Here is an 11997-nt window from a genome sequence, read left to right as displayed (position 1 = left end):
AATATTAAATATTTACAATAGGGCATCGGCAATGATGCTCTTTTTTATGTAAATCGATAAAAGTGATGGATAGAATCTCAGGACGACGGATAGAATCGATGGAGCGACGGAAGGAACCCTCAGAGTGACGGAAAGAATTGTCGGAGTGACGGAAAGAACCCAAGCGACGGAAAGAATTGTCCGTGTGACGGAAAGAACTCACAGAACGACGGAAAGAATTGTCCGAGTGACGGAAGGAATCGCCGAAGCGACGGAAGGAACCCTCAGAGCGACGGAAAGAATTGTCGGAGTGACGGAAAGAACTCACAGAACGACGGAAGGAATCGCCGAAGCAACGGAAGGAACCCTCAGAACGACGGAAGGAACCCTCAGAGCGACGGAAAGAACTGTCGGAGTGACGGAAAGAACCCACAGAACGACGGAAGGAATCGCCGAAGCGACGGAAAGAACCCTCAGAGCGACAGTTCCCCCGACACCTCAGGTCCCCACAGTATGGCAAGGAGCCTAATTATAATTTTTAAACTAATAAAAGGAAAAACAATCAATCTATCAGCCATGATAAAATGAAATAGACAGGAGGCGCAAAGAATGAAAATATTTCATACAGCAGATTGGCATTTAGGGAAGCTTGTACAAGGCGTATACATGACGGAGGATCAGCATTATATTTTACAGCAATTTATGCAAGCTATTGATGAGGAAAAACCGGATGTAATCATTATAGCAGGTGATTTATATGACCGTTCGATGCCCCCTATAGAGGCAGTGAATTTACTAAATGATATTTTGGCGGAAATTATACTTGAGAAGAAAATCCCGGTGTTAGCAGTTGCCGGGAACCACGATAGTGCAGGTCGATTGAACTTTGGCAGTAGTTTAATGAGCGATAGTGGCTTACACATTAAAGGTCAATTTACGAAAGATCATGCACCGATCGTTTTACATGATGCGAATGGTGAAGTACATTTTCATCTCGTACCATATGCAGAACCAGCTTCAGTAAGGACTATTTTAGATGATGATTCCATTCGATCTCATCAAGATGCTATGGAAAAAATAATTGATCATATTGTACAAAGTATGGATACGACAAAGCGTAATGTTTTTATTGGACATGCATTTGTAACGAAGTATGGTGAGGAAGAAGCAAATACTAGTGATTCTGAGCGCCCTCTATCGATAGGAGGTTCGGATTGTATAAATGCAGCGTTATTTAAGTCTTTCAACTACACGGCGCTTGGGCATTTACATAAAGCGCATTTTGTATTGAATGACACGATTCGCTATGCTGGCTCTCCATTGAAGTATTCATTATCTGAGCACTTACATGAGAAGGGCTTTTTAATCGTTGAGCTAGATGCACAGGGAGATATCGCTGTAACAAAACGAAAGCTTGTACCGAGACGAGATTTACGTGTGGTAGAGGGTTTAATGGATGATTTATTGAAATTATCACCAAGTGATGATTATGTATTTGTCCGCTTAACAGATACGACGTCAGTAGCTTCGCCGATGGAACGTATCCGGACAGTGTTTCCTCATGCAATGCATGTTGAGCGTAAAGCATTACGCCAAGAAATCCAACATGAAATTCAAGCGGTTGAGACGGAAAAGGTAGAAGACATCGATTTATTGCGATCATTTTTTAAAGATATAATTGGTGTACAGCCAGATCAAGATACAGAGCGTCTATTTACAGAGATGCTGCAGGAATTATTAGATGAGGAGCGAGAGACAGTAAAATGAAGCCATTAAAGTTAACGATTACTGCATTCGGTCCATATAAAAACACAGAAGTGATTGATTTTCAACAGCTCGGTGACCATCGTTTATTTGCGATTTCCGGAAAAACAGGTGCGGGGAAAACGACAATTTTTGATGCTATTTGCTTTGCACTTTATGGAGCGGGTAGCGGTGAGGATCGTCAGGATACTGCTATGCTACGAAGTGGATTTGCAGATGATGATGTGTATACTGCTGTAGAACTCATCTTTGAAATGCATGGTAAGGCTTATCAAATTTTACGTCAGCCGGGTCATATTAAAGCCAAAAATAAAAGTGTTACTGGAAAGAAAATTGAACTGGCTGAAATTAAAGAAGACAAACTTGATTTTAGTATTGTAGAAAAGCAACAAACGCTTGAGGTAGATAAAAAGCTACAAGAAATAATAGGTCTAACAAACGATCAGTTTAGCCAAATTGTGATGCTGCCGCAAGGTGAATTTCGCAAGCTATTAACCTCGGATTCTACAAATAAAGAAGTGATTTTGCGCAAAATTTTTAAAACAGACCGCTTTGGTGCTATGACAAAAAGACTTGATGCGAAACGAAAAGAAGCTGAAAGTGATTTGCTTCGTGCTAAACAATTAAAGGAGCATCTTCTTGGCCAAATTGCAGGGGCTTTACCACAGCGTTCATCATCTTTATTTACTTGTATTAATAATAATACCGAAAATATGCATCAGCTGAAGAAGGCTCTAGATGAGGAGCAGGTCTACTATACTGAATGTATACAAGTAGAACAGCAGCGCTATAAAGAAGCTTATGTGCATCATCAAAAAGAACAAGAATATTATAGTATAGCGAAAACACTCAATGACCAATTTGACGAGCAAATCAATCGTCAGAACCGTCTGCAGGCATTGCTACAAGAACAAGAGATATATAGTGCAAAAGAACGTGAAATTGCATTGGCAGAGCAAGCGGAGCGTCTCCTCATACTTGAGCAACAATGCATCGACTTACGTGCCGAGCAAAATCGTAAAGAACAATCCTATCAGCAAACAATGGTCGAACAGCAAAACGCAGAATCTCAGTTAAAAATAGCACAAGAGAAATTTACCATTGAAGAGGCGAAAGAGCCTGAACGTCAGCAAGTTTTACAACAGGAATTACAGCTACAAGCATTATTGCCGAAATTTGAGGCCTATGAGAAAAACGTTCAGCAAATGCAAATAGCTGAACAATATGTTGTAACAGCAAAGCGAGCTGTAGACGATAATAGTACAATCGTAGAAAAAGAACAAAGGCAATTTCAGCAACTCACAACAACAATGGAGCAATATGAAACACAATTGGAGCCATATGAGGGGTATTTAGAACAGCTACCGAAGCTAAAAGAGCAAGTATCCTTACTAGCGCAAGTTGAAAAATACACTAGAGCAGTTGAGACTGCGGAGCACGAAGTAAGCACTACTAACGCCCACTATCAAGAAAGTAAGCAGGCTCTTCAACAGTTAGAGCAGCAATGGATTGCAAGTCAGGCAAGTATTTTAGCGCAGCAGCTGAAGGACGGGGAGCCTTGCCCAGTGTGTGGTAGTACAACACATCTTGAAACACATCGCGAACAATTAGAGATGATCGAATTAGCACAAGTAGAAGTTTTACGAGTAAAGGCGGCTACTGATGAGCGCAAGTTTTTAGAGAAAGAAGCTTTATTAAATTCTACAAAGCAACTTTTACAAGAGGCGCAAGAGCAGTTAGCATCTAATGAGATTGATCAAGCGAATCAAGCGCAAATTGTAGCTTCCTTACAAAATATAGAGCAACAAATTACAATTTTAAAAGTAGTGAGCAATCAATTAGCTAATGTACGCGTGCAACAAAAGGATTATCGTGCACGAATGGAGCAGCTACAAGAAAAGCAAATAAAGCTAGAGCAATATTTAGCTGAAAAGACGAAGGAATTTACAAAGCAACAAGCAATTGTGGAAGAGCAACAAAAGCAAATTCCAGAAAACCTTAAGACGTTACAATCATTAAAGCAGGCGATTGCCGATATAGGTTCCCACAAGGTGGCTTTACAAACTGCTTGGCATGCTAGTCAGCAAAATTTACAGTCGGCCAAAGAAGCAACAAATAATGCTAGAATGGCCCTAGGAATAACTAAACAAGCTTACGAAGAATTAAAACTGAAAATGGATGAAAAGCGTGAGCAATTTTCAGTAAGTATGAAGGAAGCAGGCTTTGAAAGCTACGAAGAGTATGCTGTGGCGAAGCGTAGCGTGTTACAAATAGAGACTTTACGGAAGGCTTGTAGTGATTACGCTCTGCAAATAAATACGTTGCAGGTACAAATTACTGAGGGAGCAAAGCATCTTAAAGGACAAGAAAAACAAGATTTAACGGTAATGGAAGAAAAGTTAGAGATGCTTCGTGTAACATATGAGGAAGCTTTTAAAGTTTTGCAGCAGATGGAAGGATTTGCGCAAGCTTGCGCAGACTTTATCGAAAAGGTCGAGGAAGCGGAGCAAGAGATACGCTTACTTGAAAAAGAGGCAGGACGAGTGAAGGAGCTCTATGCAATGTTAAATGGACAGAATGCGAAAAAGCTGTCCTTTGAGCGTTATATTCAAATCAATTATTTAGACAAAATTACAGAGGCAGCAAACATCCGTCTACACCATTTATCCAATGGCCAATTTGAGCTCCGACGTTCAGATCGTTTAGAAAAGCATGCTAAGCAAAGTGGACTTGGACTAGATGTATATGATGCCTACACGGATCAATTACGAGATGTGAAAACATTATCAGGTGGAGAAAAGTTTAATGCATCTTTAAGTCTTGCTCTTGGTATGGCAGATGTCATTCAAAGCTTTCAGGGGAATATCCGCATAGAAACAATGTTTATTGATGAAGGCTTTGGTTCTCTCGATGAAGAAGCATTAAATAAGGCGATTGATACGCTTATTGATTTACAAGATTCTGGACGCATGATTGGTGTCATATCACACGTTGCAGAATTAAAAGCTACAATGCCCGCAGTTTTACATGTCGAAAAAACAATGAATGGTCACAGTCAAACATGGTTTGAAGTAAAGTAGAGGCTGAGACAAAAAGAAAAAATGTTAGACCGATTGCAATTGGTCTGACATTTTTTTGATTTAGGAAGGAACACTCTACTCATTGAAGTGAAAAAGTTATTATCTGTTTTTGCTATTTTTCAAAATAATCGAGTTCTATCCCAGCCTCTTTTCTTCTATAAATCATCAATAATGATGTAGGTCATGTACATAGGGCCGTGAACACCGACAACTAAAATCATTTCAATATCGGCAGAGTTACTAGGTCCGGAAATGAAATTAATGCAAGAAGCAAGCGTTTCACCATTTTGTAGACGCTCTCGAATTTGTACAGCGGCCTGTGTCATTCGAGGTACGATGGAGCTTTTTGGCATTAAAATGATGGATTTTGTAGGTAAGAAACTAACAGTCCGACCGTGATTTGGGTTGCTAAAAAGTACAGCTGTACCTGATTCCGCCAGTGTGATATCACTAATTGTAATTCCGATATTTGCTTTCTCTACTAGTGTTATATTGTCCCTGCCAATTGTCGGGTCCCAAGTGTGCAGTTCGATTTGTTTTTTAGGTAATGTATCTGAAAACAGCGTTGTCAGACCATAAGCGTCAAATCGTTCATCCTGCCAAGTCATAATGGGACCACCATCATAATCGTCAATAACTTTTTCCAGTGTCGTAGCTAAATCAGCAGCAGATGTCACAACGCAGTTCGTATTGATGCGTGTGCATTGTTTTTGTAAGACGCCCAATAGCTCATCCTGAGATAAGTTTTGTAACGTTTTATGCTGCGGGGTATAGCGCCATTGAGGACGCTCCACATGTGTTGGTATAGTTGACCGTTGAAGTCTAGAAGATAATTGACGAATAAATGTCTCGCGATTTTGAATTGTGCCTACCATCCCTTAATCATCTCCTTTTTGTCGATTTTCGAACCAGTCACGGAAGCGTTCCTTTTTAGGTGCAGGGAATTCACGAATATCTGTCCAATTTTTTAATGGGCCAATGCCTTTTGATAGTTGCTCATTTTTTGTTAATGGTTTTAAAACACTTGATGCAACTTTAGATCCGAATTTATACATACCGCTTGATGAGGAGCCAATACCGAAAATAGACATAAGGAAGCGTTCAGATACTGGAGCACGACCTTCCTTTTCCACAATGGTTTGTCGATGCTTATGAAGTAACTCATGTAGCGGAATTTTTACTGGACAAACATCAGTACAAGCCCCACAAAGTGTTGAAGCAAATGGTAGTTCCTTATATTCATCATATCCACCAAGCAATGGAGATAAGACAGCCCCAACAGGTCCAGAGTAAATTGAACCGTATGAATGACCGCCTACATGACGATAAACAGGGCAAATATTAGCACAAGCACCACAACGAATACACTGTAAAATTGCTTGGAATTCACTGCCTAAAATTTCAGATCGCCCATTATCAACAATGACTAAATGAAATTCTTCTGGACCATCTACATCACCTTCTTGACGAGGGCCGCTTAATACAGTTACGTAACTAGGCAGTTTTTGACCTACTGCACTTCTTGTTAGCATATTGACTAGTACTTCTAGCTCTTCAAACGTTGGAACAAGCCTTTCCATACCCATTACTGTAATTTGTGTTTTTGGTAATGCTGTCGATAAATCAGCATTTCCTTCATTTGTTACGATGCAAACAGAGCCAGTATCGGCAACTGCAAAATTACAGCCCGTAATTCCAATATCCGCAGTTAAATAATCATCACGTAACATTTTTCGTGCGTGTTTTGTTAGTTCCTCGGGACGTTCAGAGCCTTCATAGTGATGATGACGTTGGAAACTTTCCTGTACCTGTTCCTTCTTACGGTGTAAAGCGGGTGCGACAATATGTGAAGGCAAGTCGTTGTCGAGCTGTAAAATGTATTCTCCTAAATCAGTTTCGATGACACGGCAGCCAACATGCTCCTCTAAATAATGATTTAAGTCAATTTCTTCTGTTACCATTGACTTTGATTTAACAATTTTTTTGGCTTGCTTTTTATTAGCGACTTTGGCGATATAGACTTGGGCTTCTTCTGCAGTGGCTGCAAAGAAAACGTGGCCACCACGTGCAGCGACCTGTTCACTTAGCTGTGTTAAATAGTAATCTAGGTTTGCAAGTACATGCTGACGAATCTCTTCACCTAGCGAACGCCATTCCTCCCAATTACCAAGCTCTTCGGTAGCCAATTGACGATTTGTTTCTAATCGGTCTTGTGCGCCTGAAACGGCACTACGCATAAAGGTATTTTGAATGCCTTCTCCAACTCGATTATTAAAAGATTCATTGCTGACCTTCATTGGCATTATGCACGCACCTCCGCTTTTCGGGAATTTAAAATTTCGGCTATATGAAGTACTTGTACGTGTGCACCTAATCGTTCCGCACGACCGCGAATATTCATTAAACAGCCTTCATCCGCACCAGCTAAATAAGTGGCACCTGTTTCAATAATATGCTGCACCTTTTCATCAACCATTTGCTCAGAAATAGGTGTCATTTTAACTGAGAATGTACCACCGAAACCACAGCAAGTTGTTTTGTTAGGTAGCTCTGTATACGTCAATCCTTTCACATTGTCTAGTAATGTGAAAGGCGCGCTTTTTACACCGAGTAAACGTGTCATATGGCAGGACATATGGTAGGTCACATTTCCATTGAAGCTAGCACCCACGTCTGTAATGCCAAGAACCTCTACGATAAATTGTGTTAATTCATAAGTTTTGTTAGCCAATCTTTTTGCACGAGCCGACCATTGAGCATCGTCTGCAAAAACTTTTTCATATTCGCGGAACATATAAGCACAAGAACCAGAAGGACAGACAATATATTCAGCATCATCAAATGCTGTTATCATGTTTTTCATTGCTTCCTTTGCTTCTTTAACATAGCCGGAGTTGTAGGTAGGTTGCCCGCAGCAAATTTGCCCTTTTGGAAATATGACTTCACAGCCAAGATGTTCTAGAAGTTCTACAGTTGCTTTGCCCACATTTGTTTGAAACATATCTACTAAACATGTTGCGAAAAGAGAGACTTTCATGTTTGTTCATCTCCTACTGTTTAATTAATATTTACGAATAAATTAAGATCGCAGCAATTAATGCAGGAATTGCCGCCACAAGAGGCCCAATTACTGAAACGAAAAATATATGTTTGTAGGCATCTTTATGTGTTAAACCTATAACTGCCAGTACAGTAATAACAGCACCATTGTGTGGTAATGAATCTAAACTACCGGAGGCAATTGTCGCAATGCGATGAAGTGCCTCTGGATCAACGCCTAAATCTAAATAAGTTTGAGCTAGTGTTTCCATCGCAATTCCAAGTCCACCAGAGGCAGTACCCGTAATCCCTGCAAGTGCCGCAATAGCGACATAAAGAGAAATTAAAGGACTTCCTGGTATGTTGGCCAGCATTTCTGTTATTACTCCAAAACCAGCTGTCACTGCAATAACGGTGCCGTAACCAACATCAGCGCTTGTATTGACGATTGGTAAAACAGTATTTGTTGCTCCTACATTAATTGCTTGTAATTTGTTGTCTATGTATTTCCAAAAGATAACGATGGAAACAAGCACCGTGAGTATTAATGTGTAGAGAATATCTACTTTAAAAACGTTTAATGTAACAATTAAGAAGATTGGTGGCAAAATACTTAAGATAAAAGGTGGTAATTTTCTCTCGCTTGCCTCAAAAGCTTTTGAATCCTGTTTTTCTGGATTTTTCATATTTTCATAAGTTTCACCACGCGCCTCAGATTTAGACAATTGACGCTTTAAATAGAAGCAATTAAAAAGAATAATGGTAATTGTAGCAACAATCCCAACAACCGGTGCTGCAGTAGCTGTTGTCCCTAAATATTTCGTTGGGATAATGTTTTGTACAGATGGTGAACCAGGAAGCATAGTCATCGTAAAGGTTGCCATGCCAAAGAAAAATGCTCCTGTAAATAGATGCCAAGGTATATTCATAGCTTTAAATAATGGCTTAGCTATTGGTAAAATAGCGAAAATAACAACGTATGTATTAATGCCACCTAATGTTAAAAAAGCACAAATGATGACGACTGCCATTAGCGCGTTAAATTTACTATGACGTCCCATAATATTTAAAAGTTTTTCTGCTATTGCACGAGCAGCGCCACTATCATCCATAAATTTACCGAAAATTGCGGCAAATAAGAAGATGAGGTAGTAATTTTTCATAAAGTTTATGAACCCGCTCATATAGTTGTCCTGTAGTGAATCTAAAATAGGCATTTGATTTAAAATGATGACGATTAAACTGGCAATTGGCGCAATAATAATGATACTGAAACCACGTAGTGCTAGAAAAATTAATAAAGCCAGTGAAGCAATAATCGTAAACAAACTCCACATTTCCATTCCTGTTAAGCCCCCCTTGCTTAATACAAATATTCTGAAAATTCAACAAGTAGGGTTTAGTATAACAATGAATACTAATAAAATACTATGTAAAAACAGACAAAGATAAGAACTACACTTTGTCTGTTTTGGCCAACTTTGCGTTTTGTAAGTAGGAAAGCATATAGATTGCGAGATTTAATTCAAACATAGTTTTCCCGTTTTGTTCATCAATTTCTATCAATGAAAAAATTGTCTGAAGTCTATATTTGATGGTGTTTAGGTGTACAAAGCATGCCTCGGCTGTTTGTTTGCGATTCTGATTATTCTCGAAAAATACCTTTAATGTATATAACAAATCAGTTTTATGCTGTTTGTCATATTTGATAATGGGTCCAAGTTTCATCTCTACATATTCTGCCATTTCCTGTGGGTCGGTATTTAAGAAAAGGGTGTAAGGTCCAAGCTTATCGTAGGATAAAATGAACGGTGCTTGTTCGAGTGTTTGTAAATAGTCTATGCACTTTTTTGAGTCCCGGTAAGAACTGGAGATATTTTCAATTGTGTCGAAGTGTCTCCCAAGGCCAACCATAAACGAAAGTGAATGGTACTTTTTAGAATCCTGATCGAGGAGCTTGAAAAAATGTTGAATGCTTTCTTTAAATTGTTCAACTGGTTCTCTTAGATTGTTCATAAATAAAAAATGGTAGTGCGAATCATGTTCTGAGATGAAAACTGGTAAGGAAAATAAACGTGTTAAACGATAGAGTAGCTTACTAAATTGTTGCTGCTTTTTTTTAGTTTGAGCAACACCATACTTACTTCCTTCAAGCTGTAGAGTAGCACATAAATAATGGGTAGCTTGTTGGGCCTCTTGGCGTTTATAAAAGGCATTAAAATTCAAGTTTAGTAGCTGTTGTAACAAATAACCATCATATTTAAAAGAAATTTCAAGCTCTTTTTCCTCCTCTGCTAATTGTAAGGCGAAAAGAGCGCTTGCCTGTTCTACTGCGAATAAATCTAGAGGATCCATCTGTAAATGGTGATCCATAACAATCAACAGTATTCCTATAACACCCCGCTCTATATGGATGGGAAACAAATAGCTTACATACATTTCATGGTTGATTGGTATATGTACTTGATGTCGCACGCACTGCTGAACAACTGTATGAAGATGCTCTGATTCTTGCTCTTTTAAAATTTCGGTTGCAAGCTTTGCTGTTGAAGAAGATGCGACAAGTAAATCGTAAAAATCAGTGATAATAGCTACAGACTGTCCTAGTAAGGAAGCGAGTGTATCAATCATTTCGTTTAGTCGACCTCGTGTTAAAGAGACACGTGTTAAAGCATTATAAATACGTTTAGAACGCTCATTTTGAGTAAATAATTTTGCGTTTTCGATGGCAATCGAGGACTGATTTGCAAATGCTTGTAGCATTGTTAAATCACTATTTTCAAACTGTGTATCTCCTGAAAAGTTAACAATCGTTAACACGCCTATACATGAATTACTTTTATCAAGAAGCGGAGCACAAACAGCACTTTTCGGGTAAGTAAAATCACCGACTGCTTTTGTATAGTTTTCTTCATACTGTGGAAATAAATCGGCCATGTTTTCAGTTACATCATCGCTAGAGTGGAATCTAAATGCCTTCTTTTGAGAGAACACTTTTCCAGTCATCCCTTCATTTGAGGCAAGGTGAATTTTCTTCAAGTAAGCTAGATCATAACCAATAGCATGCTTAGCAATTAGACGATTTGTTTCTGTATTTAACATAAACAGCACACCTGCATCAGCACCTTTAATCACATGGAGTACTTCACTAATAAGTTTTTCTAACACTTGGTCTATATCGAGTGTTGAGGTTAGGACCTGCGCAGCGTTAACCAAGCTCATTAATTGTTTTTCGGTATTTATCATAAACAGCTCCTCATGTGTATTGCTAAATTTTATTTTACAGTGCCATATAGAAGATAGCGAACTGTTAATTAGCGAAAAATAAAGAATCTGCTGAAAAAAGTAAGCAGATTCTTGTTATTAACCCTATTTATAGATGTTTTTGGAGTGATTAGTCGTTGCTTTCTTTGTAGCGATTACTTTTTTTACAATCGGGATCACGATAGGTGCTAATTTTACGGCGGTTTTAACAACTTTAGATACTTTCATAAAAATCCAGCTCCTTTGACTATTAGTACTACTGTTCAATGCCGTAATGAAACTTATCGGATAACGCGAACGGCTTGAACAATATTCCAAATGACGATTCCTAGAGTGATGAGTAAGTAAATTGCCATTGAAGCAAACCAGATGATAAGAAACGTAGTGCTGTCTGAGTTCGAGTCAAAATTGTTCAATGATAAGGTTGAGAAAATAAAGACGGCAAAGAAGATAATTCCAAACACGAATGGAATTAAATGTGATATAAGTGCTCGGATAGAGTTTTTCTTTACGTAGTCATCTTTTGAAACAAAGTACACTACTAATGGCACAATAACAGGTGCGAAAAAAATACTGAGATAACTAAAGGCAGATAAAGTTTTTTGGTTCTCCATAGTTGTACCTCCTTTTTTTATATTTACGCATGAAAAGCGGGAAAGTTTCAAAAAAAAGTTGGGAGAGGTTGTAATCATCACCATGTTTTCGTACAATGAGGTTGTTCAAATAATTTAGATGTAACGACCACAAGGGGAGCTGATGATGTCAGCTGAGACTGGGCACGTAATGCCTTGACTCTTTGAACCTGTAAGTTAACGCTTGCGTAGGGATGTGGATAGAAACTGACACTTTTACGATGTGAGGCTCTGTCCTG

Annotated in this window: 10 protein-coding genes and 1 riboswitch; of the genes, 2 read left to right on the top strand and 8 right to left on the bottom strand. The window is 38.8% G+C overall.

Going from position 1 to position 11997, the window contains the following annotated elements; genetic code table 11:
• Positions 1 to 4: 4 nt before the first annotated feature.
• A complete protein-coding gene (locus tag AB9L17_RS21720) occupies positions 5 to 499 on the bottom strand; it encodes a hypothetical protein (RefSeq protein WP_375199785.1) in 495 nt (164 codons plus the stop codon).
• Between the two features lie 89 nt (positions 500 to 588).
• Here AB9L17_RS21720 and AB9L17_RS21715 point away from each other — a divergent pair, with 89 nt between their 5' ends.
• Together AB9L17_RS21715 and AB9L17_RS21710 are read left to right on the top strand one after the other, a co-directional pair.
• Positions 589 to 1746 (top strand): exonuclease SbcCD subunit D, encoded by a 1158-nt coding sequence (locus tag AB9L17_RS21715; protein WP_068986332.1) that lies wholly within the window; start codon positions 589 to 591, stop codon positions 1744 to 1746.
• Complete coding sequence (locus tag AB9L17_RS21710) at positions 1743 to 4823, top strand: SbcC/MukB-like Walker B domain-containing protein (protein ID WP_375199784.1); 3081 nt, start codon at positions 1743 to 1745, stop codon at positions 4821 to 4823. Before AB9L17_RS21715 ends, AB9L17_RS21710 begins: the two co-directional genes overlap by 4 nt.
• Positions 4824 to 4978: 155 nt before the next feature.
• On the opposite strand, the gene AB9L17_RS21705 is transcribed toward AB9L17_RS21710, so the two are convergent.
• The 7 genes from AB9L17_RS21705 to AB9L17_RS21675 form a co-directional block, all read right to left on the bottom strand.
• The gene (locus AB9L17_RS21705; protein ID WP_068986661.1) at positions 4979 to 5698 is read right to left on the bottom strand and encodes a LutC/YkgG family protein; all 720 of its coding nucleotides are present in this window, start codon (positions 5696 to 5698) and stop codon (positions 4979 to 4981) included.
• A 3-nt stretch (positions 5699 to 5701) separates the two neighbouring features.
• Positions 5702 to 7126: a LutB/LldF family L-lactate oxidation iron-sulfur protein gene (locus AB9L17_RS21700; protein ID WP_068986660.1), complete on the bottom strand. Its 1425-nt coding sequence runs from the start codon at positions 7124 to 7126 to the stop codon at positions 5702 to 5704.
• Positions 7126 to 7860, bottom strand: coding sequence for a (Fe-S)-binding protein (locus AB9L17_RS21695; RefSeq protein WP_375199783.1), 735 nt, complete (start codon positions 7858 to 7860; stop codon positions 7126 to 7128). Before AB9L17_RS21695 ends, AB9L17_RS21700 begins: the two co-directional genes overlap by 1 nt.
• A 31-nt stretch (positions 7861 to 7891) precedes the next feature.
• Positions 7892 to 9205, bottom strand: coding sequence for a GntP family permease (locus tag AB9L17_RS21690; protein WP_375199782.1), 1314 nt, complete (start codon positions 9203 to 9205; stop codon positions 7892 to 7894).
• Positions 9206 to 9317: 112 nt separating this feature from the next.
• Positions 9318 to 11108: a helix-turn-helix domain-containing protein gene (locus AB9L17_RS21685; RefSeq protein ID WP_375199781.1), complete on the bottom strand. Its 1791-nt coding sequence runs from the start codon at positions 11106 to 11108 to the stop codon at positions 9318 to 9320.
• A gap of 123 nt (positions 11109 to 11231) precedes the next feature.
• On the bottom strand, positions 11232 to 11354 hold the full coding sequence (locus AB9L17_RS21680; protein ID WP_263297521.1) for a hypothetical protein: 123 nt from the start codon (positions 11352 to 11354) through the stop codon (positions 11232 to 11234).
• Positions 11355 to 11407: 53 nt separating this feature from the next.
• Complete coding sequence (locus tag AB9L17_RS21675) at positions 11408 to 11740, bottom strand: DUF4870 domain-containing protein (protein ID WP_068986656.1); 333 nt, start codon at positions 11738 to 11740, stop codon at positions 11408 to 11410.
• A gap of 122 nt (positions 11741 to 11862) precedes the next feature.
• Positions 11863 to 11970, top strand: a riboswitch (TPP riboswitch).
• The last annotated feature ends 27 nt before the right edge of the window (positions 11971 to 11997 follow it).

It is taken from the genome of Lysinibacillus sp. RS11 (assembly GCF_042019215.1).
GTDB classification, from domain to species: domain Bacteria; phylum Bacillota; class Bacilli; order Bacillales_A; family Planococcaceae; genus Lysinibacillus; species Lysinibacillus xylanilyticus_A.
The sequence above is the reverse complement of the archived record's forward strand: the minus strand, read 5'-3'. Positions and strand labels throughout refer to the sequence as shown.

Excerpts from the sequence above, each read along its gene's own strand:
- AB9L17_RS21680 (WP_263297521.1), bottom strand. The coding sequence starts at position 11,354 with ATGAAAGTATCTAAAGTTGTTAAAACCGCCGTAAAATTAGCACCTATC.
- AB9L17_RS21715 (WP_068986332.1), top strand. The coding sequence starts at position 589 with ATGAAAATATTTCATACAGCAGATTGGCATTTAGGGAAGCTTGTACAA.
- AB9L17_RS21700 (WP_068986660.1), bottom strand. The coding sequence starts at position 7,126 with ATGCCAATGAAGGTCAGCAATGAATCTTTTAATAATCGAGTTGGAGAA.
- AB9L17_RS21685 (WP_375199781.1), bottom strand. The coding sequence starts at position 11,108 with ATGATAAATACCGAAAAACAATTAATGAGCTTGGTTAACGCTGCGCAG.
- AB9L17_RS21690 (WP_375199782.1), bottom strand. The coding sequence starts at position 9,205 with ATGGAAATGTGGAGTTTGTTTACGATTATTGCTTCACTGGCTTTATTA.
- AB9L17_RS21705 (WP_068986661.1), bottom strand. The coding sequence starts at position 5,698 with ATGGTAGGCACAATTCAAAATCGCGAGACATTTATTCGTCAATTATCT.
- AB9L17_RS21695 (WP_375199783.1), bottom strand. The coding sequence starts at position 7,860 with ATGAAAGTCTCTCTTTTCGCAACATGTTTAGTAGATATGTTTCAAACA.
- AB9L17_RS21710 (WP_375199784.1), top strand. The coding sequence starts at position 1,743 with ATGAAGCCATTAAAGTTAACGATTACTGCATTCGGTCCATATAAAAAC.
- AB9L17_RS21675 (WP_068986656.1), bottom strand. The coding sequence starts at position 11,740 with ATGGAGAACCAAAAAACTTTATCTGCCTTTAGTTATCTCAGTATTTTT.